Consider the following 26,264-nt stretch of genomic DNA (forward strand, 5'->3'; position numbering starts at 1 on the left):
GCCACGGCTAAGCTATGCTTCCGGGATCGCCCGCATTGCCCGAACATCCCATGCAGTCACCGGAATCCGTGCCGCCCTCGGACAAGCTGCGTCATAACGCCCGCGAGTTCATGCAGAGTAATGATCTGCCGGCCGCGCGCGCCGCTCTGGAGGCGCTGCTTGCACGCAGCCCGGGCGATCTCCCTGCGCATCTCGACCTGGCGCACGTGCTGTTGGGGGCAGGAAGTTTCCGTGCCTCGGCGGCCTGCCTCGCCGACGCCGCCACGAGAGATGAGCAAGCGAGCCCGGCCTCCCGCATCACGCTGGCCCGTCGCCTATACTTTTCCGGTGAAGTCGTCGCGGCCAAGGAGTGCATCGAGCGCCTCGGCAAGGCCATCAGGCTGGATGGTCCCGGGCTTGCAGCCCTGGCACACCTGTACTGGTTGATTGGCGATGTCGTCACGGCGAGCGAGTACAGCCGCCGCGCCCACCGGCTCGGCGTGGAGACGCCGAACGAATGGCACCTCCACGCGATGCTCTGCCACTTTCAGGGCGAACGGGAACAGGCCCGCCAGATTCTCGAAGCGTGCCTGAAACGCTGGCCCCGCTTTGGCGCCGCCGCACAGGCCTTGGCCAATCTACGCACTTACGGGCCCGGGCATCACCATGTTTCCTTTTTGCGTGCGCAGCTCGAGCAGCTGCCCCGCACCGCCTCCGACCCGAGTGGAATGGTGCTGCGCGCCCAGTTCCTGTCTGCGCTATCCAAGGAACTGGATGATCTGGACGACACTGCGGCCTCGTGGGCGGCTCTCGTCGAGAGCAAGGCCATCATGCGCACGCTCAATCCCTACGACCCGACGATGGAGTCGACCTTCACTGCCGAGCTGCTTGATGCTGTGGCGGCGCTTTCACCCGCGGCGGAGCTGGCGTCGGAAGCATCGCTCGGAGACGGGCCGCAGCCGATCTTCGTGGTGGGCATGCCGCGCTCCGGCTCCACCCTGCTCGATCGTGTACTTTCCTCGCATCCGGATGTGGCATCCGCCGGCGAGATCAACGACTTCCTGCGCCAGCTCCACTGGGTGGCCGATGTTCCGCCCTCGGGCGTCGCGGGCATGCGCGAAGTGCTGCGCCGGTTACCGCAGCTCGACCTGGCGGAGCTGGGGCAACGCTACCTGGCCCAGACGCGATGGCGCGCGCAGGGAAGGCGCTATTTCGTCGACAAGTTGCCGATCAACATCCAGCTTGTTCCGATCATCCGGCAGGCACTGCCCCACGCGCCGATCCTGCACATCGTCCGTGATCCAATGGACGTCTGCTTTTCCAACTTCCGCGCGATGTTCGGCGACGTGAGCCCCTGGTGCAACGACCTCGCGTCGGTGGCCCACTTTCACGGTGAATATCGGCGCATCGTCGACCGCTGGCACGTCGCGTGTCCGGACGCGATGCTCGAGGTCGACTATCGCGCGCTGGTCGAAGATCCCGAGCCCGCGATCCGGGCGATCCTCACCCACTGCGGCCTGCCGTTCGATGCGCGCTGCCTGCATCCTGAAAGCAATCCGTCGCCCGTCGCCACCCCGAGTGCCGCCCAGGTGCGCGAGCCGGTTCATCGACGCAGCTTGTCCTCCTGGCGTCGCTATGCCCCGCAACTCGCCCCGCTGCGCGCGGCGCTGCCCTCCGCATAAGGCGGGCGCACCGGCAAGCGATCTTGGTGTAACGCCGACTCCTTCCGTCAGGTACCTTGAACGAGCATGACCAATCACTCTCTGGACGAAGCCACCCTCCAGTCCCTTCGTCGGCGCGCTAGCGATCAAGTCGAGCGGCACCAGTGGGAGGCAGCCCAGGCGTCGCTGGAAACACTTCGCGGCGCTACGCCGGAAGACCCCCGAGTGGCGCTGGATCTGGCGGCCGTCATGGAGGCTCGCGGCCTTTTGCGGGACGCCACCGCCGCGCTTCTCGATGCGGCCAAAGTGGGATCGCCCGTACCCGGGCTACTGCTTGCGTTGGCCAGAAAGCTCTACTTCGCAGGCGAACTCCTGACAGCAAGGAGTTGCCTGGACCAGGTCGAGGCGCATGCGCCTCAATCAAGCGTACCGTTGGTGGAGCTGGCACGCCTGCGCTGGTTGCTGGGCGAATACAAGCAAGCCTACGCGTTGAGCAAGCGCGCCATGGACAGCGGTGCCGACACCCCCGATGCGAACTATTTGCACGCCACACTCGCCCAGTACAACGGCGACATCGACACCGCACGAACCGGCTTGCAGCAATGTCTGCGAAAGTGGCCGAGATTCGGCGAGGCGGCAGTCGCACTGGTGCACCTCGAGAAGCAGAACTCAGCCGTGCCATTGAAGGTCCTGGACACCCATCTCGCCCTCGTGCAGGCCGATCCACCCGGACCGATTCAGCAGGTGGCGATGGCGCAGTTCCAAGCCGCTCGCTTCAAGGTCCTCGATGATCTGGGCCAGGCCGACGAGGCGTGGCAGGCATTGGAGCGCGGCAACGCCTTGATGCGGGCGCTGCATCCGTACGACGGAGCAGGCGAGGCCGCAGTTTGCGAGGCCCTGGCAAGCGCATCGACGCATCTTGCCAAGCGCGTTGCCCACGCCACCCGGGACGGCGCGCAGCCGATTTTTGTGGTGGGCCTGCCCCGGTCGGGCACGACGCTTCTCGATCGCGCGCTGTCGAGCCACTCGGCCATCGCTTCGGCCGGGGAGATCAATGACTTTCGCCGGCAGTTGCGCTGGATGACCGACGTGCCGGCCGGTGGCGTGGCCGGCATGCTGGAAGTCCTGCGCCGGGTCGAAACCATCGATTTCACCGAACTCGGTCGTCGCTATCTCGCGCAGACGCAGTGGCGCGCGCCCGGCAAACACTGGTTCGTCGACAAGAACCCCATCAACGTGCGCATGGTGCCCTTCATCCGACTCGCTCTGCCGCATGCCGTCATCGTGCACATCCATCGCGCGCCGATGGACGTGTGCTATTCGAACATCAAGGCGATGCTCGGGGCGTCCTCCGCTTACAGCTACGACATGGCATCCATGGCGCACTACTACCGGCTCTATCGCGGGTTGATCGACCGCTGGCATCGCGATTGCCCGGGCCTGCTGCACGAGGTGGCGTACGAAGCGCTGCTGCGCACCCCGGTAGCCACGCTGACGGGTGTGCTCGATCGCTGCGGCCTGGAGCTCGAGCCCGCCTGTCTGCATCCGGAGCGCAACGCCACGCCGGTCGCCACCCCGAGCTGCAATCAAGTGCGCGAGGCACCTCATCTGCGCAGCCTCGGCGAATGGCGCCGCTACGAAGCCCGGCTCGAACCGCTGCGTGCTGCCCTGAACGCATGAATTCTCGTCATCGCATCTCCATCGCGAGGGCTTCATGACTGGCCCGATCGCCGAGAACGACAGCGCCCTGCGCCGACGGGCGAGGCAGGCCATCGACGCAGGCCAGTACGCGCTCGCCGAACAGCTGCTGCGCGACCTGGCACGGCTCGCGCCCCGGGACGTGCCGGTGCGCATGGAACTCGCCCAGGCGATTCTGCGCAACGGACGCATGCGCGAAGCCACGCAGCACCTGCTCGACGCCGTCGCGTTCCTTCCCAATGACGCGCCGCTGATCGCGCAATTGGCGTGGCGCCTCTCTCTGCAGGGAGAAATTCTCGGTGCCCGGCAGTGCCTGGACCACCTGATGCGTGCACCGAATCCGCCACCGCATGTCATCGCCGAGCAGGCGCACCTGCGCTGGATGCTGGGCGAAGTCATCGTGGCATCCCGTCTCATGGAGCGGGCCGCGAAAGCCGGTCTCGACACGCCCGGCGAGTACTACCTGCGCGGCATGCTGCTGCAGTTCGAGGGGCGACTGGACGAGGCGAAACAGGTGCTGCTCGCGTTGCTTGAGCGGTGGCCGGAACATGCCGACGCGGCCGTGATCCTGGCGAACCTGCATCGGCAGACGCCGCTTGCCAATCATCTTGAGTTGCTGCGTTCCTTGCAGGCGCGGTTGCCGGCCCAGGCCACGCATCCGCGACTGCGTTTCGCCCATGCCGAATACCACTCGGCTCAGTTCAAGGTGCTTGATGACCTCGGTCGATGGGGCGAGGCGTGGGCGCAACTCGAACAGTGCAACCGGGCGATGCATGCACTGAATCCCTACGATGCGCTGGCCGAAGCGGCGCAAGTCGAAGCGCTGGAGGCAACAGCCGCAGCGCTGCCGGCGGCGGCGCCAGTCGGTGACGCCCAGGCGGACGGGCCGATGCCCATCTTCATCGTCGGACTGCCGCGCTCCGGATCCACGCTGCTCGATCACATGCTCAGTGCCCACAGCGAGGTGGCTTCCGCCGGCGAGATCAGCGATTTCCAGCGCCAGCTGCATTGGGTGGCGGACGTGGCGACGATCGACCAGGCCAGTTTCTCGGCGATGCTCGCCAAAGCCGCGTCGATCGATTTCGATCTGCTCGGTCGACGCTACCTGGAGCAGACGCGCTGGCGTGCCCAGGGACGCCGCTTCTACATCGACAAGATGCCGATCAACCTGCGCATGGTGCCCTTCATTCGCCGGGCCCTGCCGACGGCGCCGATCCTGCACCTGGTGCGTGCGCCGATGGATGTCTGCTACTCCAACCTCAAGGTGATGTTCGGCAACACCTCGGCCTACTGCTACGACATGGCCGCGATGGCCCATTACCACGGCTTGTACCGGCGCCTGGTGCGACGTTGGCATGCGCTGATGCCCGGCGCGATGCTCGACGTGGACTACGCCGCCCTGGTGACCCACCCGGAGCAGACGCTCGCCCGCGTGCTCGCCCATTGCGGCCTTGCGATGGAGCCAGCCTGCCTGCGCCCGGAAGACAATCCGGCCCCGGTGGCCACGCCCAGCAGCGCCCAGGTGCGTGAGCCGGTGCATACCCGCGCGCTGGAACAGTGGCGTCGCTACGAAGTGCAGCTCGAACCGCTGCGGCGCGCGCTCGAAGTGGAGCCCGATTCGAGTCCCTGAGACTCAGCCCGCGCTCGCCTGCGGGCGCAACGCCTTGAGCCGCCGCTTCTCCTCGCGGCGCAGGCGGCGAGCCGCCTTGCGAATCTTGCGGTCGTGGTTCCACAGGTAGATCGCCGGCGTGCTCAGCAGCGTGAGCAGCTGTGACACCAGCAGGCCGCCGACGATGGCTATACCTAACGGCTGGCGCATCTCCGAGCCGATGCCGAAGCCGATCGCCAGCGGCAGCGCCGCGCCCATCGCCACCAGCGTGGTCATGGTGATCGGACGGAAGCGCACCAGTGCCGCCTCGCGGATCGCCTCGGGCGGGCTCAGGCCGCGTTCGCGCTCGGCGACGAGGGCGAAATCGACCATCAGGATCGCGTTCTTCTTGACGATGCCGATCAGCATCAGGATCGCGATGATCGCCATCAGCGACAGCTGCGTCTGCGTCACCAGCATCGCCAGGAATGCGCCGGCGCCGGCGGCCGGCAGGGTGGAAAGAATTGTCAGCGGATGGCCGAGGCTCTCGTAGAGGATGCCCAGCACGATGTACATCGCCACGATCGAGGCGAGCAGCAGAATCATGCCGTTGTTCTGCGCCTGCTGAAGGCGCTGGTTGTTGCCGGTGAATTCCACCTGCACGCCGTCCGGCAGATGCACGGCGTACGCCGCCTGATTCACCAGCGCGATGCCCCGATCCTGGGTGACGTCCTTGGCCAGGTTGTAGCTGATGGTGGAGGCCTGCATCTGGTTGTGGTGGCGGATGCGGGTCGGCGCGATGCTCGGCGCGATCTTCGCCACCGCCGACAGCGGCACCATCCGGCCCTGGTCGTTGCGCACGCGAATGTTGAGCAGGGCGCCGGGGCTGAGGTCCTCGGCCGAGCCGGAGGTGAGGATCACCCGGTACTGGTTGATGTCCGAATAGATCACGGACACCTGGTTCTGTCCGAACGAGTTGTACAGCGCCGAATCGATCGTGCCCATGCCCACGTGCAGGCGGCCGGCGGCCTCGCGATCGACCAGCAGGCGCTGTTCCTTGCCGGTGTGCTCGAACTCGCTGCTGACGTCGCGGAATTCCTTGATGGTGCGCATCTGCCGCACCATCTTCAGCGTCCACGGCTGTAGGTCCTCGCCGCTGGAGCTGATCAGCTGGAACTCATACTGGCCGCCGTTGCCGCCGCTGCCGCCACCGCCGAGGAACTGCGCCGCGCTCACCGACACCTGCACGTTGGGCAGCGCGTTGTACTGCTTCGACAGCCGGTCGACGACTTCCTTGATGCCCTCCTTGCGCATGCCCGGGCCGTCTCCACGCGGCTTGAGGTCGACGAACATCTGCGCCGAATTGCCCACCGCGCCGCCGAAGCCGTTGCCGCCCAGCATGGTCAGCTGGTCGAGCACGGCCGGGTCGCGCTTCATGATGTCGCTCACCTCGCGTGCGCGCTGGGTGAGCAGGGCGGGCGAGATGTTGGTGTCCGCGCTGATCTCCACCTGCAGCTGGCCGGTGTCTTCGTCGGGCATGAAGGTGCCGCCGGCGGTCTTCACCACGGCAAAGCCGAGCAAGCCGGTGAGGATCAGCAGCAGCAGCGGCTGCCAGCGCATCAGCCGGCGATGGTGCATGGCCCAGTCCAGGGCCCGCTGGTAGCGCGCGAGGATGGCGCGATCGAAGCGCTCCACTGCCGCCTCGATGCGTCCCGGCGGCTTGGGCGGCACCGGTTCGTGCTTGAGCAGGCGGCCGCACAGCGCCGGGGTGAGGGTGAGCGAGACGATCGCCGAGATCACCACCGCCGCGGTCAATGTCACCGAGAACTCGCGCAGCAGCATCACCAGCATGTTGTTGCCGAACAGCAGCGGCGCGAAAACCGCCACCAGCGACAGCGTGATCGACACCACGGTGAAGCCGATTTCGCGCACGCCCTTGAGCGACGCCTCCAGCGGTGCGTCGCCGTGCTCCATGTGGCGCACGATGTTCTCGATCACCACGATCGCGTCGTCAACCACGAAGCCGATGCACAGCACCAGCGCCACCAGCGACAGCGTGTTGAGCGTGTAGCCCAGCGCCCACATCGCCACGAACGCGCCGGCCAGCGACAACGGCACGCTGAGCATGGCGATCAGGGTGGGGCGCACGCGGCGCAGGAACACCAGCATCACCAGCGCCACCATCGCGATCGAGATCAGCAGCGCCGTCTCCACCTCGTGCAGCGCCGACTTGGTGGTTTGGGTGAGGTCGAACACCGGGGTGATCGCGATGTTCGCCGGCAGCGAGCCGCGCAGCTGCGGCAGCTTGGCGCGGATCGCTTCCACCGTGGCCACCGCGTTCGCTTCCGGCCGCTTGCTGATCTGCAGGCCCACCGTGTCGCTGCCGTTGAACCAGGCGCCCTGGTACTTGTCCTCCTGTCCGCCGTAGACCCTCGCCACGTCCGACAGGCGCACGGCGGTGCCGTTGCGGCTGGCGATCAGCAGCCGGGCGAACTCCTCCGGCTCGTGCAGCGCGTCGTTGGCGAACACGGTGTATTGCGTGCGGCCGTTGCTCAGGATGCCCTGCGGCGAGGTGACGTTGGCCGCGCGCAGCGCGTTGCTGACGTCGGTGGGAGTGAGGCCCTTGGCCGCCAGCGCGGCGGTGTCCAGCTCGATCCGCACCGCGTGCGGCGTGCCGCCGAACACCTGCACCTGGGCCACGCCGGGAATCTGCGCCACCGCTGGCTTGAGCAGGGTGTCGGCCAGGTCGAACAGCTTGTCCTGCGGCAGGCCGCTGGAAGTGAGCGTGATGAACAGGATCGGGATGGTGGCGGTGTCGAACTTGAAGTACTGCGGCGGCACGGGCATGCCGCTGGGCAGGTCCGGCGCGGCGGCGTTGATGGCCGACTGCACGTCGCGCGCCGCCTTGTCGGCGGTGCGGTCGAAGGTGAAGCGCACCATCACCGAGGCGGAGCCTTCGCTGGCATTGCCGTACATCTCGTCGACGCCGGGAATGCGCCCGAGATGCCGCTCCAGCGGCGCCAGCACGGTGCTGGCCATGGTCTGCGCGCTGGCGCCGGGCTGCTGCGCCACCACGTAGACGCCCGGGAACTCCAGCGACGGCAGCGCCGCCACGCCCAGCAGCAGGTAGGCGCAGATGCCGGCCAGCACCAGGCCCGCGGCGAGCAGGGAGGTGCCGACCGGGCGGCGGATCATGGGGGCGAAGATGTTCATGGCGCTTCCGTGGCCCGTAGGCTGCGCGGCCGGCCGGCGCGTAGCTGCGTCGACGCGGCGGGCAGGGCCCGGGCCGCAGGGTTCGAGGTATCGGGCATGCGTGCTTTATGCCCGCCTACCCATGCCTAGTGTATGTGCCTGAAGTCCCCACCGTGTCGAAAGGCACGGGCGGCATCGTCGATGCCGCCCGTGCCGGCCTCACCCGCCTGGCCGGTAGCGCAGCGTGAGATACCAGCTGCGGCCCGGCTGGTTGAAGTAGTAGACCGTTTCGTAGCGGCGATCGAACGCGTTGGCCAGCCGCCCCTCCAGCTCCCAGCCCGGCGCGAAGGCGTAGCCGGCACGCAGGTCGACGGTGGCGTAGCCGCCCAGTCGCTGCGTATTGGCGACATTGTCATAGCGCGCGCCGGCCACGTTCCAGGTGGCGCCCGCGGTGAAGTCGCCGAAGCGGCGGTCGAGATCGATCCGCGCGGTGCGCTCCGGCCGCCGTGGCAGCCAGTGGCCGTCGTTCGCGCCGCCGTCGTCGTTGCGCGGCTGCTGCCAGGTCAGGTAGCCCTGCCAGCGCCAGCCGGCCAGCGTGGCACCCAGCTGGCCCTCGATGCCGCGGATGCGCGCGTGGCTGATGTTCAGCGGGAAGTAGTTGCTGTCCAGCGCGATCAGCTGGCTGATCCGGGTCTGGTAGGCGTTCAGTGCCCAGTTCCAGCCCTCGCCCTGCTGCGTCACGCCCAGTTCGGCGCTGCGCGAGGTTTCCGGCTTTAGGTCCGGGTTGCCGCTGCCGTAGGGGTAGTACAGATCGTTGAAGGTCGGCGCGTGGAAGGCGCTACCGTAGCTGGCCGACAGGCGCAGGCCATGGTCCAGCCGGTAGCCCCAGGCGGCGGCGCCCGTGTCGTGGTTGCCGAACTGGCCGTTGTGGTCGTGGCGCGCGGACAGCTGCAGCTCGTGGCGGCCGAACGTGCCCTGGTATTGCGCGAACACACCTGTGTCCTGGCGCGTGCTGGCGAGGTAGCCGGTGTCGCTGGCCAGGTGCTCCTGCTGGTAGTCCGTGCCCAAGGTCAGCAACTGGTTGTCGGCGAGGCTGAGGTCGTTCTGCCAGGAGGCCTGGTTGCGGCGCGAATCGGAGTAGCGCAGGTAGACGCCGTCGTTGTAGGTGGTGGCCTTGTCCAGGTTTTGCCCGGCACTCACGGTCACCTGCCAGAACGACAGCGGCCGGAACGTGAGGTGCGCACCGGCGACCTGCTGCACGTTGAGCGCCTGATTGCCGTAGGGCGCGCCGTCGAACTCGACGTAGTTGCGGCTGCGCAGCCAGGTGCCGGCCAGCTCGGTGCCGTCGTCCCAACGGTATCCGGCGTTGGCCAGCGCGTTGTAGTTGCGGTAGGCGTCCTTGTCCGGCTCGTTGGCGAAGCAGCCGGCGAACACCGTGCCGGCGCCGTCGCGGCAGGCGTTGATGCCGCGGGTGTACTGGCCGCCCAGGCTGAGGTTGTACCAGGCGTGGCGGTCGCCGCCGGACAGGCCAACCTGCCCGCCGACGGTGCCGCGGCTGCCGGCGGTCAGGCTGAGCGAGGGCGTCAGCTTGCCGTCGGCCTGGCCGTGCCGGGTGAATATCTGGATCACGCCGCCGATGGCGTCGGCGCCGTACAGGCTGGAGCGCGGCCCGCGCACCACCTCGATCCGCTCGATCTGCTCCACCGGAATCTGCTCGAACGCCGCCAGACCCGCGCTCACCGTGCCCACGCGCACTCCGTCGACCAGCAGCAGCGTGTGCGAGGAGTTGGTGCCGCGCAGGAACAGCGAGGTCTGCTCGCCCGTGCCACCGGACTGCGCGAAGGTGACGCCGGGCAGGCCGGTCAGCACGTCCATCAGCGAGGTCGGCTGCAGCCGCTCGATGTCCGCCCGGGTGACCACGCTCACCGACGACAGCGCGTCGTCCACGGTGATCGCCGTGCGCGTGGCGGTGACGATCACCGGGTCCATCGGAGCGCCGTCGGTCTGCTGGGCCTGCACGATTCGCGCGCCTGGGCCAAGAATCGCGACCGCAATGGCGGTCGCCACGAGAGTCCTGTTCATCTGCTGGATTTCCTTCGCCGTGCACCCGCGCGCGGCTCAACAAGGGATGAGCTGGCAGGACATCGTGGGAGGAAACGCACGGCCGCGGACGCGCGGCGAGGCCGCGATCCGTACCGCAGCCTCGCCCACCGCGAGCCGCCAGGACAGTCGAATCGGGCCGGTCTCCGGGCTTGCGAGCGACACGCGGCACGCCGCGCGTACCGGACCACGCCTTCCCATGCCTTGGCACAGTGGCTTGTGTGGCCCGGCGAATTCACTCGCCTACCGTTGCGGGGGCAGCGCCGGACTGGTTGCGCGCGAACGCGCGACGCACCGGCTTCCCGTTTCATCCCGGCAAGACACCTGCCGGGACACCCAAAACGGACGCTACCTTACCGGCGCAGCGCGGCACGCTGCAAATGCCGCGGCACGGGCTTGCGGTGTGCGAGCCGCGCCGCGGGGCTCAATCGGTATGTAGCTCCGCCACGAAATCGTAGATGTCGCCGCGGTACCAGGAGCTGGTGAATTCGACCACGCGGCCGTCGTCGAGGAAGCTGCGGCGCTCGATGCTGAGGCCGGCGCTGTTGGTGGCGACATGCAGCAGGCGGGCATGCTGCGCGTTGAGCAACACGGCGCGCAGCCGCTGCAGGGCGCGGCGCGGACGGCAGCCGCGCTTTTCCAGCGCCTCGTAGAGCGAGTCGTCGACCAGCATGGGGTCGGGCAGCAGGATCGCCGGCACCACGCTGCGTTCGATCGCCAGCGGCTCGTCGCCGGCATAGCGCACGCGGTGCAGGCGCACCACCGCCACGCCGGGCGAGAGGTTCATTGCCATCGATTCTTCCGGCGTCACCTCGCCGATGCCGCGCTCGAAGAATTCCGAGCGCGGGTTGAGGCCGCGCGCGCGCAGGTCCTCGGTGAAGCTGGTCAGCCGCGACATCGGCTTGATGATGCGTTCGGCGACGAAGGTGCCGGCGCCGTGGCGCTGGGTCAGCAAGCCTTCCTCCACCAGCCCGGCGATCGCCTTGCGCACCGTGACGCGCGACAGCGCAAGCACGCGCGCCAGGTCGCGCTCGCTCGGCAACGCGTGGCCGGGCTCGATGTCGCGGTGCTCGATCACGTTGCGGATCGCCCTCCGCAGCCGCAGGTAGGCCAGCGGCTGGTGGGTGCCGGGGTCGCGCGAGAGCCGGCGGTATTCTTTGGCGAGGGCGGTTTCCATACCGCGACCATACCAATTTCAAACCAATGGCCGCAAGGCAGGCAATGGCGGACATGCCACTTCCGCGCAGGCCTGTCGCACGGCTTGCGGGATCGACCGTTGCAAACGAATACATCGGGTCCGGTCGCGGCATCCGGTTGGTACATGCTGGTCGCAGCTGGTATGACACTGGTACGATCAAGGGCCTCTACCGCTCGCGTCGCTGCGCGGCGGCCTTCTCTCCGCTCCATGCGAGGTGCCCGTTGTGAGTTCTCCCCATCCGCAGGTCCAATCCTTCGACCTGGTGATCTTCGGCGGCACCGGCGACCTGGCCGCTCGCAAGTTGTTGCCGGCGATGTTCCATCGCTTCGTCGACGGCCAGATTCCTCCTTCCAGCCGCATCATCGGCATCGCCCGCGAGGCCACCGACGACGCCGGCTATCGTGCCCAGATGCGCAAGGCGCTGGCCGGCGACGGCAGCAAGGCGGCCCAGGTCGAGGCGTTTTTGCAGCAGGTGTTCTACCGCTCGCTCGATGCGCGCAAGGACAACGGCTGGGACGATTTCGCCGCGCTGCTGACCGAGCGCCCGGACAACGTGCGCGTGTTCTATCTCTCCACCGCGCCGGACCTGTTCATCGACATCTGCTCGCGCCTGGGCGCGCACCGCCTCAACGAAGGCGAGTCGCGCGTGGTGCTGGAAAAGCCGATCGGCCGCGACCTCGAGAGCGCCAACCAGATCAACGACGCCGTCGGCCGGGTCTTCAGCGAATCGCAGACGTATCGCATCGATCACTACCTCGGCAAGGAGACGGTGCAGAACCTGCTGGCCCTGCGCTTCGGCAACGCGCTGTTCGAGCCGTTGTGGAACGCCGAGCACATCGACCACGTGCAGATCACCGTGGCCGAGACACTGGGCGTGGGCAACCGCGCCGCCTACTACGACCACGCCGGCGCGCTGCGCGACATGGTGCAGAACCACATGCTGCAGCTGGTGTGCATGGTGGCGATGGAGCCGCCGTCCTCGCTGTCGCCGGATGCGGTGCGCGACGAGAAGCTCAAGGTGCTGCGCTCGCTGAAACCCATCGACGAGTCCAACGCCGCCCAGCTGACCGTGCGCGGCCAGTACCGCGCCGGCGCCGCCGAAGGGCAGAGCGTGCCGGGCTATCTGGAAGAACTCGACGGCGCCAAGAGCCACACCGAGACCTTCGTGGCGCTGAAGACCGAAATCGCCAACTGGCGCTGGGCCGGCGTGCCGTTCTACCTGCGCACCGGCAAACGCCTGCCCGAGCGCGTCTCCGAGATCGTGGTGGCATTCAAGGCGGTGCCGCATTCCATCTTCGATCCGAGCGCCGGCCCGCTGGCGCACAACCGCCTGGTGCTGCGCCTGCAGCCGGACGAAGGCGTCAAGCTGTGGCTGACCATCAAGCACCCCGGCCCGGGCGGCCTGCGCCTGCGCCACGTGCCGCTGGACATGAGCTTCGCCGAGGCCTTCGGCGTCTCGCAGCCGGATGCCTACGAGCGCCTGCTGCTGGACGTGGTGCGCGGCAATCCCACCTTGTTCATGCGCCGCGACGAGGTGGAAGCCGCCTGGCGCTGGGCCGACCCCATTCTGGAAGCGTGGTCGGCCAGCGGCGAAGCGCCCAAGCCCTATACCGCCGGGACCTGGGGACCGAGTGCGTCGGTAGCGCTGATCGAGCGCGACGGCCGCACCTGGAACGAGGATGGCGAGTAAGCACGGCGTGAATCCATCCGACGCCGCGCATCACCGCGCGCTGCCGGAGCTTTTCCTAGCCTGCGCCATCCTCCCGCCGCGCGCTCCGGCAGCGCTCGCCGCGGCTCCCACCGCGCTGCCGAATGGACGTCCATGTTGAACATTGCCACCCACAGCTTCACCGATTGCCACGCTCTCGCCGCGGCGCTCGCCGAGCGCGTCGCCGCCCGCCTGCGCGAGGCCATCGCCGTACGCGGCCAGGCCCTGCTCGCCGTGTCCGGCGGCAGCACGCCGAAGCATTTCTTCGAGCGCCTGTCGCATGCGTCACTGGACTGGTCGCGCGTGCAGGTGACCCTGGTCGACGAGCGCTGGGTGCCCGAATCCAGCGATCGTTCCAACGCGCGACTGGTGAAGTCGCTGCTGCTGCAGCACGCCGCTGCCGCCGCCACCTTCGTGCCGCTGCATCAGCATGCCGTCACGCCGGAAGACGGCCTCGCCGCGCTGAACGCCGCACTCGATGCGCTGGCGCTGCCGTTCGACGTGGTGGTGCTGGGCATGGGCGAGGACGGTCATACGGCCTCGTTCTTCCCGGGCGGTGATCGCCTCGCCGACGCGCTGGATCCGGCGGGCCGCGAGCGCGTGCTGCCGATGCGCGCCGCCGGTGCCGGCGAACCGCGCATCACCTTCACGCTGCCGGTGCTGCTCGACGCGCGCGCGCTGTTCCTGCACGTGGAGGGCGAGGCCAAGCGCCGCGTGCTCGCCGATGCGCAGCTCGGCCTCGGCGCCGGCCGCGATTACCCGGTGCGCGCCGTGCTCGAGCGCGCGCGCGTCCCCGTTTCCGTCTATTGGTGCCCGTGACGCGCCACCGCCGCGCGCCGCCACCCGCTACAGGAGTGAGTCGATGAGTTCCCTGCACCCCGTCGTCCGCGAAGTCACCGAGCGCCTGCGCGAACGCAGCCGCGAATCGCGCGCGGCGTACCTGGCGAAGATCGCCGCCGCACGCGGCGACGGCACGCACCGCCAGCATCTTTCGTGCGGCAACCTCGCGCACGGCTTCGCCGCCTGCGGCACCGACGACAAGGCCGCGCTGCGCGCCGGCCGCACGCCGAACATCGGCATCGTCACCGCCTACAACGACATGCTCTCGGCGCACCAGCCGTACGAGCGCTACCCGGAACTGATCCGCCACATCGCGCGCGAAGCCGGCGCCACCGCGCAGGTGGCCGGTGGCGTGCCGGCGATGTGCGACGGCGTCACCCAGGGCCGCGCCGGCATGGAGCTCTCGCTGTTCTCGCGCGACCTGATCGCGATGGCCACCGCCGTGGCGCTGTCGCACGACATGTTCGACGCCGGCCTGTATCTGGGCATCTGCGACAAGATCGTGCCGGGCCTGCTGATCGGCGCGCTCGCGTTTGGCCATCTGCCGGGCGTGTTCGTGCCGTCCGGCCCGATGCCCAGCGGCATCACCAACGAGGCCAAGTCCAAGGTGCGCCAGGCCTACGCCGAGGGCAAGGCGACCCGCGAGGAACTGCTCGAAGCCGAGGCCGCCGCCTACCACGCGCCGGGCACCTGCACCTTCTACGGCACCGCCAACTCCAACCAGATGCTGATGGAGATCATGGGTATGCACCTGCCCGGCGCCAGCTTCGTGGCGCCGGACACGCCGCTGCGCGACGCGCTCACCGCCGAGGCGGTGCGCCGTGCCGCCGCGATGAGCGCGCTGGGCGAGCACTACCTGCCGGTGGGTCACATCATCGACGAGAAGTCGGTGATCAACGGCGTGATCGGGCTGCACGCCACCGGCGGTTCCACCAACCACCTGCTGCACCTGGTGGCGATGGCGCGCGCGGCCGGCGTGGAGCTGCGCTGGGAAGATTTCGACGCGCTGTCTTCGGTGGTGCCGTTGCTGGCGCGCGTGTACCCCAACGGCTACGCCGACGTGAACCAGTTCCACGAGGCCGGCGGCATGGCCTTCCTGATCGACCAGCTGCTCTCGCAGGGTTTGCTGCATGCCGACGTGAACACCGTCAACGGCACCGGCCTGGACGGCTATGCCCAGGTGCCGGTGCTCGACGCGCTCGGCAAGCTGGCCTGGCAGAAGGTGTCCGGCGAGAGCGGCAACCGCGGTGTGCTGCGCGCGATCAGCGAACCGTTCCGCGCCGACGGCGGCCTGCGCCTGCTCGACGGCAACCTCGGCCGCGGCGTGATCAAGGTGTCCTCGGTGCCCGAGGACCGCATGGTGATCGAGGCGCCGGCGATCGTGTTCAACGACCAGGACGAGGTCCGCGGCGCGTTCGAGCGCGGCGAGCTCAATCGCGACTTCGTCGCGGTGGTGCGCTTCCAGGGCCCGCGCGCCAACGGCATGCCGGAACTGCACAAGCTCACCCCGACGCTGGCCGTGCTGCAGGATCGGGGTCACCGCATCGCGCTGCTTACCGACGGGCGCATGTCCGGTGCGTCGGGCCGCGTGCCGGCGGCGATCCACGTCACCCCCGAGGCCGAGGCCGGCGGCGCGCTGGCCAAGGTGCGCAACGGCGACCTGATCCGCCTCGACGCGCTGAACGGCACGGTGGACGTGCTGGTCGACGCTGCCGAATTCGCCGCGCGCCCCAGCGTCACCCTGCCCGACCACTCGCACCACGTCGGCATGGGTCGCGAGCTGTTCGGCCTGTTCCGCAGCAATGCCGTGACCGCCGACCTCGGCGCCGGCGTGCTCTGATCCCCGACAATTTCCGGAGTGAACCCGTGACTGCATCCATGGAATCCAAGCAGGCCCAGGTCGAGGCCACCATGCGCCTCGCCCCGGTGATCCCGGTGGTGATCATCGACGACGTGAAGGCCGCCGTGCCGATGGCGCGCGCGCTGGTCGCCGGCGGCACGCCGGCGATCGAAGTCACCCTGCGCACGCCCGCCGCGCTCGACGCCATCCGCGCCATCACGCAGGAAGTGGAGGGCGCCTGCGTCGGCGTCGGCACCGTGCTGCACGCCGAGCATCTCGCTGCCGCCAAAGCCGCGGGCGCGCGCTTCGCCGTGTCGCCGGGCGTCTCGCCGAAGCTGCTCGACGCGGCTGACGACAGCGACCTGCCGCTGCTGCCCGGCGCCGCCACCGCCAGCGAAGTGATGCATCTGCTCGAACGCGGTTACCGCTTTCTCAAGTTCTTCCCCGCCGTCCCCGCCGGCGGCACCAAGCTGCTCGGCGCCTGGGCCAGCCCGCTGCCGCAGATCAAGTTCTGCCCCACCGGCGGCATCAGCCTCAGCACCGCCTCGGACTTCCTCGCGCTGCCGAATGTGCTGTGCGTGGGCGGTTCCTGGCTGACCCCGGCCGACAAGCTCAAGGCCGGCGACTGGGCCGCCATCGAGCTGCTCGCGCGCGAAGCGGCTTCGCTGAAGGGCTGAGCCTCAGGCCACCTGGGGCACGGCATCCTGCGCGCGGATGCCGCGCAGGGCCGGGCTGGTCAGGCAGCCCAGTGCGATCGCGGTCAGGGTGAGGCCGGCGGCGACGAACAGCGCCGGCAGCGAGATCACCTTGAGCAGGGCGCCGACGCCGGCCGCGGACAAGGGTCCCAGGCCGAGGAAGGTGAACATCAGCACGCTCATCGTGCGGCCGAGCATCTCCCGCGGCACCCGGCGCTGGATCCAGCTCACCAGGGTGATCTGGACGATGCCACCGAGCAGGCCGGTCAGGCCCAGCAGCACCGCGGCCAGCACGGTCGAGTGCACGCCGGCCAGCCCCACCAGCGCCAGCCCGATGCAGGCGTCGAAGCTCAGGATCATCGCGCCGAGGTGGCCGCGCACCAGCTTCGCCACCGCACCGGAAAACAGACCGCCGAGCAGCATGCCGCCGCCACTGGCGGCCATCACGATGCCCAGCGAGGTGGCGCCGTGGTCCAGCCGCATGTCCGCCAGCACCGGCAGGCCGACCTGGGTCGGGCCGCCCACGAACAGCGACACCACGGCGGCGTAGAGCATGAAGGCGCGCAGCGGCGGATCGGCCGCAATGCCGCGCAGGCCGCCGAGCACCTGGCCGAATACGCCGTGTTGCGAGGGAGCGCGCTTCGCGGCGGCAGGCACGCGGATCAGCGCCAGCGACAGCAGCGAGGCGCCGAAACTCGCCGCATCGATGGCGAACGCCCAGCCCAGTCCGCGCGCATCGGCCAGCGCACTGCCAGCGGTGGGTGCGTGCGCGCCGGTACCGATCACCACGCCGGCCAACGCCGGTCCGATGAACATGCTGAGCTGGCGCATGCCCATCATCGCGCCATTGGCTTGGGCCAGCTGTTGCGGCTCGATCACCGCCGGCAGCAGCGCCGAGCTGGCCGGGTAGGCGAAGGCGGTGGCCAGGCCGATACCCAGCGCCAGCACGTAGACCCACGGCATGCTGATCGCGCCAGTCAGCACCATCGCCGCCAGCGCCGCCACCATCACCGCGTTGGCGGTGCGCGCCAGCAGCAGCACGGCACGCGCGGAGAAGCGGTCCACCACGGCGCCGCCGATCAGCATGAACACCGCCCGCGGCACGGCCATCGTGGCCAGCACCAGGCCCAGCGCGCCGGGGTCGCCGGTGAGCTTGAGCACCAGCCAGGGCAGCGCGACCAGGGTGAACTGGTCGCCGAACATCGACACCGTGCTGCCGCCGAACAGCAGGCGAAAATTGGTGTTGGTAGCGAGCGGGTGTCGCGACATCGGGCATCCTTCCGAAGGGGGTGGGGTGTTCAGTCGCCGCTGGCCGGCGTGCTCCAGGCGAGCTTCGCCAGCCGGCGCACGTAGTTGCGCACGTCGGCGGGCCAGGGTTTGGTGAGCCGTTCGAAGGCCGGCTTCTCGCCGCGCCAGAACGCGCGCGAGGCATCCTCGTAGCCGGGCAGGTCGCCGGCCAGGGTGCGCATGGCGCGGTCCAGCGCCTCGCCCGCCTGCCGTGCCTGTTCCCTGGCGCCGCCCGCGCGGCGGGCGTCCTCGACCAGCCGCCGCAGCGTTACCGAGGCGCCGCCGGGCTGGCGGGACAGCCAGTCCCAGTGGCGCGGCAGCAGGGTGACTTCCTTCGCTACCACGCCGAGCTTCGGTCGACCGGGGCCACGCGGCGCAGGTGCGGCGTCCGGCGCCACGAACCGCAGTCGCGCACGCACGTCGTCGACGCTGCCGCGCAGGTCGAACTCCAGCGCTTGCCCGCTGGCGTCGTCCAGCACCAGTGGCGTGCTCGCGCGGTGCTGCGCCAGATGAGCGCGGACGGCCAGCGCCACCTTTTCCGGCGGGCCGGAGGCGATGCGGCGATGGCCGTCGAAGGCGGTGCAGCGGGTGCTGTCGGCGGGTTTCATGGTGGCGCATTTAACCCGGATAAAATGTCGGCGTCAATATCACCCGGGTAAATTCACCGTCCGCGCCGCCGCCCGCGATGCGGCAGCTGGTCGGTCCAGCTATCGTTGCGGGCTTTTGCGGACGGATCACCATGCTCTTCCTGTGCCTGAGCATCCTGTGCAGCGTGCTGGTATCGGTGTGGCTCAAGCTCGCCCGCCGCTTCGGCCTGGACGTGTCGCAGATGGTGGCTTGGAACTACCTGGCCGCCGCCGCGCTGGTGGCCGCGGTGCTGCATCCCTCGCTGGCACCGCTGCGCCAGCCCGACGCCCCGCGCGTCGCGCTGCTCGCCCTGGCGTTGTTGTTGCCGGCGATCTTCCTGGCGCTGGGCACGTCGGTGCGCCATGCGGGCATCGTGCGCTCGGACGTGGCGCAGCGGCTGTCGCTGCTGGTGTCGCTGCTCGCCGCGTTCGTGTGGTTCGGCCAGGTGCCGACCTCGCGCATGCTCGCCGGCCTCGCGCTCGGCCTGCTGGCGCTGGCCGCGATGGTCTGGCGCGGCCATGCGGCAAGTGCGGACGGCGCGCGCAGCTGGCTGTGGCCGCTGGTGGTGTTCGCCGGCTTCGGCGCGATCGACATCCTGCTCAAGCAGGTCGCCGCCGCCGGCATTCCGATCGCCGCGTCGCTGCAGGCGATGTTCGCGCTGGCATTGCCGGTGGCGCTGGGTTTCGCGCTGCTGGCGCGGCGCCGCAGCGGCGCGCGCTTTACCGCGCGGAGTCTGGCCGGCGGCCTGCTGCTGGGCCTGCTCAACTTCGGCAACATCCTGTTCTACCTGCGTGCGCACCAGGCGCTGCCGCACGATCCGGCGCTGGTGTTTGCGGCGATGAACCTGGGCGTGGTCACGCTCGGTGCGCTGGTGGGCGTGCTGGCGTTCGGCGAGCGGCTCAGCCGCGTCAACGCGGCGGGATTGGCCCTGGCGTTCGTGGCGATCGCGGTGCTCGCACGTTCTTGAGGCGTGACTTTCGGGCTATGGCCGCGCGCGGCCCAGCCCCTACCCTCGGCGATTCGCCTTTCAGTCACCGGGGAATCTCCATGCGTCGTCTCGTTCTCGCCGTTGCGCTCGCCAGCGCGCTTGTCAGCACTGCCACGCTCGCCCACGAGGACAAGCACGACGACGCCAAGTCGAAGGAGAAATCGCCCGACGCGGCGCTGGTCAAGCCGCAGAGCTCGGAGACCGAAGGCAGCGTCACCGTCGAAGGCAAGCGCGTCGACTACAAGGCCGTCGCCGGCACGCTGGTGCTGCACGGCTCCGGCGACAAGGAGCACGAGCCGACGGTCAGCATGTTCTACACCGCGTACTTCAAGAAGGGCGCGCCGGCCGGCCAGCGGCCGATCACCTTCATCTACAACGGCGGCCCCGGCTCGGCCACGGTGTGGCTGCACATGGGCGCGTTCGGGCCCAAGCGCGTGGTCACCAGCGACGACAGCCACACGCCCGCCGCGCCCTATGGCCTGGTCAACAACGACTACAGCCTGCTCGACGCGTCCGACCTCGTCTTCATCGACGCCCCCGGCGCCGGCTTCAGCCGCCTGATCGCCGATGAGCAGGACAAGGACAAGCGCGACGAGCAGATGAAGGATCGCAAGAAGGCGATCTACGGCGTCGACGGCGACGGCCACGCCTTCGCCCAGTTCATCACCCAGTTCCTGTCCAAGTACGGCCGCTGGAACTCGCCGAAATACCTGTTCGGCGAAAGCTACGGCACCACCCGCTCGGCGGTGGTGGCCAACATCCTGGAGAACGAGGACAGCGTCGACCTCAACGGCGTGGTGCTGCTCTCGCAGATCCTCAGCTTCGACACCAGCATCGACGGCCCTGAGTTCAATCCCGGCATCGACCTGCCCTACGTGCTGGCGCTGCCCACCTTCGCCGCCACCGCCTACTACCACCACCAGCTGCCGCAGCCGCCGGCCGCGCTGGAGCCGTTCCTCAAAGAGGTGGAGCAATACGCGATGGGTGACTACGCGCAGGCGCTGATGCAGGGCGCCGCGCTCGACACCGCGCGCAAGCAGGCGGTGGCCGAGAAGCTGCACCAGTACACCGGCCTGCCGGTGGACTACCTGCTCAAGGCGAACCTGCGCGTCACCGGCGGCATGTTCGAGCACGAGTTGCAGGCGTCCACCGACACCACCACCGGCCGCCTCGACAGCCGCTTCGCCGGCCCCTCGCTCGATCCGCTCAGCAAGACCAGCGAGTACGACCCGCAGTCCTCGGCGATCAGCTCCGCCTACGTCGCCGCGTTCAACGACTACGTGCGCAAGCAGCTCAAGTTCGGCCAGGACATGCGCTACCGCCTGTTCGCCGACATCGACCACTGGGACTTCGCGCACAAGGCGCCGGGCGTGGACGGCGAGGCGTTGCAGTCCTCCACCAACGTCATGCCCGATCTCGCCATGGCAATGAAGACCAACCCGAACCTCAAGGTCTTCCTCAACGGCGGCTACTACGACCTGGCCACGCCGTACTTCGCCGCCGAGTACGAGATGAACCACCTGCCAATCCCGGACAGCCTGCGCAAGAACATCAGCACCGAGTGGTACCCGTCCGGCCACATGGTCTACGCGCACCAGGACTCGCTGAAGCAGTTGCACGACGGCGTGGCGAAGTTCATCGAGAGCACCGACAACGTGAAGTGACAGGGCGAGGAGTGAGTGAAGAGAAGTGAGGAGTGAGAGGCGCTCCGGGCTTGCGGGCCCCTCTCTCTCTCCCCATCCACTCCTCCTCCGTCACGTCGATCGTCACGCCCGCCAAAGCGAAAGCCCCTCCGGCTTCAAGGCCTGAATCCCTGGCTCGGAGGGTGAGGAAACGCCACGGGTCGGCGCGCTCTCCTCTCACTTCTCACTTCTCTCCACTCACTCCTCAAGTCACGCCGGCGAAAGCCGGCGTGACTTGGCGTCCTTGCGATGTCCCGGCCAGTCGCTACGATCCTCCTTTTGCCAGCGACGCCCACCATGCGCCAACTCATCGACCGCTACATCGACGCCTACAACCGCATCGACGTCGACGCGATGCTGCTCACCCTGCATCCGGCGATCGTGTTCGAGAACTACGCCGGCGGCCAGCGCACGCTGCGTACCGAGGGCCTGCTCGATTTCGACCGCCTCGCGCGCAGCACCCAGCCGCTGTTCAGCGCGCGCCGCCAAGTGATCACCGCCTACCGCGAACAGGGTGACACCGCCTGGGCCGAGATCCAGTTCGACGGCACCTTCGCCATCGACCTGCCCAACGGCATCCGCGCCGGCCAGCAGATCGCCATGCCCGGCCGCTCCGAATACCGCGTGCACGACGGCCTGCTGGTCTATATCGCCGACCACAGCGCGTAAGGCTGCCGCACGGCGCTGCTTCAAGGCCCTCTCCCCTGGACAACGTCCGGGAGAGAAGGTTGGGTGAGGGGGCGCTCTTCCCGCTTGACCGGACGTCCGTCTGTCGAGAGCCACGGGAACGGCGACGAGCCAAGCCCCACGCTCCCCCCGACTCCCGCCACGGGACCGCACCCCACCCACCGCGCTAAACTGCCGGTTTTGCTCGGGAAGACATGGCGCAAGCAGCACTTCGTCCGGCGGTTCGCGGGCCCACCTTCATCCGTCTGCTGGCACGCCTGGCCGAGGTGGACGTGGCCGCACCCGGCCAGTCGCTGCCCGACCGGCTGGGCCAGTGGCTGGACTGGAACCACGCGCTGTCGCTTGCCGCTGCGCTAGACAGCCACCCGGCGATGCCCGAGGATACGGCCACGCCGCTGGATGACCTGCCCGCCGAGTGCTCGCGGGCGCGCGACACCCTGCTCGCCGCCATCCGCAACGAGCCGCTACTGGCTTCCGATGCACCGCCCGCGAGCGAGCCCGACTTCGCGCCGTATCGCCACGCCTACCTCACCCGCCAGCGCGCCATGCAGGCCGCCGTGGGCAGCCTGCGCGGCAGGCTGCGCGATGCGCTTTTGCAGTCTTCACCAAGCTCAGGCACCGCGACCAGTCCACCCAGCCGTCATTCCCGCGAACGCGGGAATCCATCTTGCTCTTCTACCGAAACTAAAATGGATGACCGGCATCCGCCGTTGAAGAGCGCTTCCCGCTTTCGCGGGAATGACGACGATGAGAGACCCCGTGACGGCGCCGCTCTAGCCCGCCTCGCCGAAGTCGACGCCGTGATGGAAGTCGCCCTCACCCCGCGCGAGCACACCCTGCTCGCCAAGGTCCCCGAACTGCTCGCCCAGCGCTTCGCGCGCCTGCACGCCGGCGGCCAACCCCATTGGCTCGACGCCTTCCGCCGCGAGATGCAAAGCGTGCTGCTGGCCGAGCTGGATCTTCGTTTTCAACCGGTCGACGCGCTGCTCGCCGCGCTGCGCACCCACCAAGAGTTCGCATGTTGAAGAATCTCCTTCTCGCTGCCGTGTTCGCGCTGGGCCTCGCCGCCATCGGCTGGATCGTCATCGGCTACGTCGGCAGCAACCCGTTGGGCATGGCGGTCGCGCTGCTGATCGGCGCCAGCTACCTCGCCGGCGCGGCCGAGCTGTTCCGCTACCGCCAGGCCACCGCCACGCTGCATCGAGCCGTGGAAGAACTCGCCGAGCCACCGGCAGACCTGGCTAGCTGGTTGCAACGCCTGCATCCCGGCCTGCGCCATGCCGTGCGCCTGCGCGTGGAAGGCGAGCGCGTGGCGCTGCCGGCACCGGCGATGACGCCGTACCTGGTCGGCCTGCTGGTGCTGCTGGGCATGCTCGGCACCCTGCTCGGCATGATGGCCACGCTGCGCGGCACCGGTATCGCATTGCAGAGCGCGACGGATCTCGCTGCCATCCGCGGCTCGCTGGCCGCGCCGGTCAACGGCCTGGGCTTTGCCTTCGGCACCTCCATCGCGGGTGTCGCCAGCTCGGCGATGCTCGGCCTGCTCTCCGCGCTGGTGCGCCGCGAGCGACTGCAGGCGGTGCAGGCGCTGGATGCGAAGATCGCCAGCACCCTGCGCGTCCACTCGCAGGCGCACCAGCGCGAAGAAAGCTTCCGCCTGCTGCAACAGCAGGCCGCAGCGATGCCTATGCTGGTCGACCGCCTGCAGGCGATGGCCGCCACGCTGGAACAACACAGCGCCGCCGCGCACGAACGCCAGCACGCCGAGCAGCAGGCCTTCCACCGCCACACCGAAGCGGCCTACACACGCCTGGCCCAGTCGGTCGAGCAGTCGCTGAAAGACAGCGTGGCCGACAGTGCGCGCACCGCCAGCAGCGTGCTGCAGCCGGTGGTGGAATCCACCCTGGCCAGCCTCGCCCGGGAGAGCGCCGCAATCCAGGCCAGCGTGAGCGACGCCGTGCAGCGCCAGCTCGACGGCCTCACCGCCGGCTTCGACACCACCGCCCGCACCGTCACCGGCATCTGGAACGACGCGCTCGCCCAGCACCGGCAGACCAACGAGGCGCACGCGCAGGTACTCGGCGACGCGCTCGTCCGTTTCGCCGAGACCTTCGAGCAGCGCTCGTCCACCTTGCTGGACGGTGTCGCCGCACGCCTCGACGCCAGTGCCGAGCGCACCGCCGAGGCGTGGAACACCGCGCTGACCAAGCAGGACGCCGCCCACGCGGAACTCGCCAGCCGCAACCAGCAGGCACTGGCCGCCGCCAGCGAAACCTTCCAGTCGCACGCCGCCGCACTGGTGCAGGCGGTCGACCGCTCACATGCGGAACTGCAATCCGCGCTGCAGGCGCGCGACGAGGAACGTCTCGCCGCATGGGCGCACAAGCTCGACGCCATCACCGCCGAACTCGGTGCGCAGTGGCAAGCCGCCGGCGAGCAGACCGCCAGCCGCCAGCAGGCCATCTGCGACACGCTGGAGAAAACCGCCGGCGACATCAGCGCGCAGACCCAGGCCCACGCCAGCGCCACCCTCGCCGAGATCGCCCGCCTGGTGGAAGCCGCGTCCGAGGCGCCGCGCGTGGCCGCCGAAGTGGTCGGCGAGCTGCGCCAGAAACTGTCCGACTCGATGGTGCGCGACACCGCCATGCTGGAAGAGCGCAGCCGCCTTCTGGCCACGCTGGAAACCCTGCTCGATGCGGTGAACCACGCCTCCACCGAACAGCGCAGCGCCGTCGACGCGCTGGTCAGCACCTCGGCCGACCTGCTCGATCGCGTCGGCAGCCGCTTCGCCGCGCAGATCGACAGCGAGACCGCCAAGCTCGACACCGCCGCCGCCCAGGTCACCGCCAGCGCCGTGGAAGTCGCCAGCCTCGGCGAAGCCTTCGGCGCCGGCGTCGCCCAGTTCGGCCAGGCCAACGACGCGCTGATGGAACGCCTGGCGCAGATCGCCACCGCGCTGGACACCTCGCTTACCCGCAGCGACGAACAGCTCGCGTACTACGTGGCGCAGGCCAGGGAAGTGGTCGAACTCAGCGTGCTCTCGCAGCAGCAGATCCTCACCGACATGCAGCAGCTCGCGGGCCGCCGCGCGCCCACGAAGGCAGCGAAGGCATGAGCAAGCAGCCGCAAACCCACCTGTCTGGTCATTCCAGCGGCTCTCAACAGACGAACGTCTGGTCAAGCGGGAATCCATTTCCAAAGACCGTCACGGCAACGCGTCGCCAGACCGGCGACGTTCAGCCGACGCTCGCCAATTGCCCCGGCCATACGTACCTGCCCACCCCATGACCGACGAAGTCGAATTCGACCCCGAATCCACCGCCCCCATCTGGGCCTTCGGCGATCTCATGTCGGTGCTGCTCGGTGCCTTCGTACTGATCCTGGTTGGCGTCATCGGCATGCAGCTGCAGCTCTCGCACAAGCTCGACGAGGCCGAGAAGCAGCGCCAGGCCGAACTGCGCCGGCGCACCACGCTGGAGCAGGCGCTCGCCACGCCGCTGGCGCAGGGCCGCGTTACCCTGGTCAACGGCCGCATCGGCATCCGCGGCAGCCTGCTGTTCGCGCTCAACTCCGACCAGCTGCAGCCCGACGGCCGCCAGCTCATCCAGAGCCTGGCCGCGCCGCTGGCGCAGTACCTGCAATCGCGCGACGAGCTGCTGATGGTCAGCGGCTTCACCGACGACCAGCCCGTGCACGGCGACAACCGCCAGTTCAGCGACAACTGGGAGCTCTCCGCCCAGCGCGCGCTCACCGTCACCCGCGCCCTGATCGCCGCCGGCGTGCCCGCCAACGCCGTGTTCGCCGCCGCCTTCGGCGCGCAGCAGCCGGTGAGCGCCAATACCGACGAAACCGGCCGTGCGAAAAATCGCCGCGTGGAAATCGCGCCGATCCCGCGCTCCTCGGCCGCCGACGCTGCGCCGAAGAACACCGACCCCGGCCATGCGCCCTGACACCACCTCGGCCATCCGCGCGCAGCTGATCGCCGCGCTGGAACAACGCGCCGCCAACCTCGACGGCGCCGCGCGGTGCGTGCTCGATGCGCGGCTGACGGAACTGCGAGCGCTTGATGCCGATGCGCGGGACGAGCAGCGCGACGCCAACGGCGCTTCGCCCGTGCAAAGCCCGCTGCGCGAACTCACCGACCAACTCACCCGCGAAGCACCCGCCGACCGCGCCGCCTATCCAGACATCCCCGCGCTCGCCGACTTCCGCCAGCTCTGGTCCACCCTGCGCGCCGACAGCCAGCTCCAGCAAACCGTCGCCCACACCCCCACCGACGCCGGTCCGCTCAACTCCGCCGCGCTGGCCAGTCGCGCGATCGCACTGATGCGCGACACCTCGCCCGGCTACCTGCGCGCGTTCCTCGCCTACGTGGATGACTTGGCGTGGCTGGAGCAATTGGGCACTGCGGGCACGGCAACACAGGTGACGGCGGCAAAGAAGCGCGCCGCCCGCAAGCCGCCGCGCTGACCGCCCGAACCAGCGAAGCACGCG

At 69.0% G+C, this 26,264-nt stretch carries 19 protein-coding genes and 1 riboswitch; of the genes, 14 read left to right on the plus strand and 5 right to left on the minus strand.

Annotation, left to right across the window (positions count from 1 at the left end; genetic code table 11):
• Nucleotides 1–50 precede the first annotated feature (50 nt).
• The 3 genes from ISP17_RS00985 to ISP17_RS00995 all read left to right on the plus strand — a co-directional run bounded on the left by ISP17_RS00985 (nt 51) and on the right by ISP17_RS00995 (nt 4,968).
• Nucleotides 51–1,661, plus strand: a complete 1,611-nt coding sequence (locus ISP17_RS00985; protein WP_404629644.1) for a sulfotransferase family protein — start codon at nt 51–53, stop codon at nt 1,659–1,661.
• Nucleotides 1,662–1,727: 66 nt separating this feature from the next.
• Entirely contained in the window at nt 1,728–3,320 is a 1,593-nt protein-coding gene (locus tag ISP17_RS00990; protein WP_404629645.1) for a tetratricopeptide repeat-containing sulfotransferase family protein, read from the plus strand.
• A gap of 34 nt (nt 3,321–3,354) precedes the next feature.
• The gene (locus tag ISP17_RS00995; RefSeq protein ID WP_404629646.1) at nt 3,355–4,968 is read left to right on the plus strand and encodes a tetratricopeptide repeat-containing sulfotransferase family protein; all 1,614 of its coding nucleotides are present in this window, start codon (nt 3,355–3,357) and stop codon (nt 4,966–4,968) included.
• Between the two features lie 3 nt (nt 4,969–4,971).
• Here the strand turns inward: ISP17_RS00995 and ISP17_RS01000 are convergent, their stop codons facing one another.
• The 3 genes from ISP17_RS01000 to ISP17_RS01010 all read right to left on the minus strand — a co-directional run bounded on the left by ISP17_RS01000 (nt 4,972) and on the right by ISP17_RS01010 (nt 11,395).
• Nucleotides 4,972–8,139 carry an efflux RND transporter permease subunit gene (locus tag ISP17_RS01000; protein WP_404629647.1) on the minus strand — a complete coding sequence of 1,056 codons (3,168 nt, stop codon included), beginning with the start codon at nt 8,137–8,139 and terminating at the stop codon, nt 4,972–4,974.
• Nucleotides 8,140–8,337: 198 nt separating this feature from the next.
• On the minus strand, nt 8,338–10,200 hold the full coding sequence (gene btuB / locus ISP17_RS01005) for a TonB-dependent vitamin B12 receptor (RefSeq protein WP_404629648.1): 1,863 nt from the start codon (nt 10,198–10,200) through the stop codon (nt 8,338–8,340).
• Between the two features lie 138 nt (nt 10,201–10,338).
• Nucleotides 10,339–10,573: riboswitch (cobalamin riboswitch) on the minus strand.
• A gap of 69 nt (nt 10,574–10,642) precedes the next feature.
• Nucleotides 10,643–11,395 (minus strand): GntR family transcriptional regulator, encoded by a 753-nt coding sequence (locus ISP17_RS01010; RefSeq protein WP_404629649.1) that lies wholly within the window; start codon nt 11,393–11,395, stop codon nt 10,643–10,645.
• 244 nt (nt 11,396–11,639) lie between these two features.
• Here ISP17_RS01010 and zwf point away from each other — a divergent pair, with 244 nt between their 5' ends.
• From zwf to eda, 4 genes are all read left to right on the plus strand, one after another.
• Entirely contained in the window at nt 11,640–13,106 is a 1,467-nt protein-coding gene (zwf, locus tag ISP17_RS01015; protein WP_404629650.1) for a glucose-6-phosphate dehydrogenase, read from the plus strand.
• A gap of 132 nt (nt 13,107–13,238) precedes the next feature.
• The gene (pgl, locus tag ISP17_RS01020) at nt 13,239–13,943 is read left to right on the plus strand and encodes a 6-phosphogluconolactonase (RefSeq protein ID WP_404629651.1); all 705 of its coding nucleotides are present in this window, start codon (nt 13,239–13,241) and stop codon (nt 13,941–13,943) included.
• Between the two features lie 43 nt (nt 13,944–13,986).
• Nucleotides 13,987–15,804 (plus strand): phosphogluconate dehydratase, encoded by a 1,818-nt coding sequence (gene edd / locus ISP17_RS01025; RefSeq protein WP_404629652.1) that lies wholly within the window; start codon nt 13,987–13,989, stop codon nt 15,802–15,804.
• Nucleotides 15,805–15,842: 38 nt separating this feature from the next.
• A complete protein-coding gene (gene eda / locus ISP17_RS01030; RefSeq protein WP_404631385.1) occupies nt 15,843–16,481 on the plus strand; it encodes a bifunctional 4-hydroxy-2-oxoglutarate aldolase/2-dehydro-3-deoxy-phosphogluconate aldolase in 639 nt (212 codons plus the stop codon).
• Nucleotides 16,482–16,484: 3 nt separating this feature from the next.
• Here the strand turns inward: eda and ISP17_RS01035 are convergent, their stop codons facing one another.
• Both ISP17_RS01035 and ISP17_RS01040 read right to left on the minus strand, forming a co-directional pair.
• A complete protein-coding gene (locus tag ISP17_RS01035; RefSeq protein WP_404629653.1) occupies nt 16,485–17,768 on the minus strand; it encodes an MFS transporter in 1,284 nt (427 codons plus the stop codon).
• A gap of 29 nt (nt 17,769–17,797) precedes the next feature.
• On the minus strand, nt 17,798–18,394 hold the full coding sequence (locus tag ISP17_RS01040) for a DUF2239 family protein (protein WP_404629654.1): 597 nt from the start codon (nt 18,392–18,394) through the stop codon (nt 17,798–17,800).
• Nucleotides 18,395–18,525: 131 nt separating this feature from the next.
• Here ISP17_RS01040 and ISP17_RS01045 point away from each other — a divergent pair, with 131 nt between their 5' ends.
• The 7 genes from ISP17_RS01045 to ISP17_RS01075 all read left to right on the plus strand — a co-directional run bounded on the left by ISP17_RS01045 (nt 18,526) and on the right by ISP17_RS01075 (nt 26,240).
• Nucleotides 18,526–19,380: an EamA/RhaT family transporter gene (locus ISP17_RS01045; protein WP_404629655.1), complete on the plus strand. Its 855-nt coding sequence runs from the start codon at nt 18,526–18,528 to the stop codon at nt 19,378–19,380.
• Between the two features lie 80 nt (nt 19,381–19,460).
• Entirely contained in the window at nt 19,461–21,065 is a 1,605-nt protein-coding gene (locus ISP17_RS01050; RefSeq protein WP_404629656.1) for a S10 family peptidase, read from the plus strand.
• 315 nt (nt 21,066–21,380) lie between these two features.
• Nucleotides 21,381–21,752: a nuclear transport factor 2 family protein gene (locus tag ISP17_RS01055; RefSeq protein WP_404629657.1), complete on the plus strand. Its 372-nt coding sequence runs from the start codon at nt 21,381–21,383 to the stop codon at nt 21,750–21,752.
• Nucleotides 21,753–21,964: 212 nt separating this feature from the next.
• Nucleotides 21,965–22,795, plus strand: a complete 831-nt coding sequence (locus ISP17_RS01060) for a DUF3348 family protein (RefSeq protein WP_404629658.1) — start codon at nt 21,965–21,967, stop codon at nt 22,793–22,795.
• Complete coding sequence (locus ISP17_RS01065; RefSeq protein WP_404629659.1) at nt 22,789–24,885, plus strand: DUF802 domain-containing protein; 2,097 nt, start codon at nt 22,789–22,791, stop codon at nt 24,883–24,885. The genes ISP17_RS01060 and ISP17_RS01065 overlap by 7 nt, the downstream gene beginning before the upstream one ends.
• Nucleotides 24,886–25,054: 169 nt before the next feature.
• A complete protein-coding gene (locus ISP17_RS01070; RefSeq protein WP_404629660.1) occupies nt 25,055–25,720 on the plus strand; it encodes an OmpA family protein in 666 nt (221 codons plus the stop codon).
• Entirely contained in the window at nt 25,710–26,240 is a 531-nt protein-coding gene (locus ISP17_RS01075) for a DUF2894 domain-containing protein (protein WP_404629661.1), read from the plus strand. The genes ISP17_RS01070 and ISP17_RS01075 overlap by 11 nt, the downstream gene beginning before the upstream one ends.
• The last annotated feature ends 24 nt before the right edge of the window (nt 26,241–26,264 follow it).

Source organism: Dyella ginsengisoli, from assembly GCF_044904665.1.
GTDB classification, from domain to species: Bacteria; Pseudomonadota; Gammaproteobacteria; order Xanthomonadales; family Rhodanobacteraceae; genus Dyella_A; species Dyella_A ginsengisoli.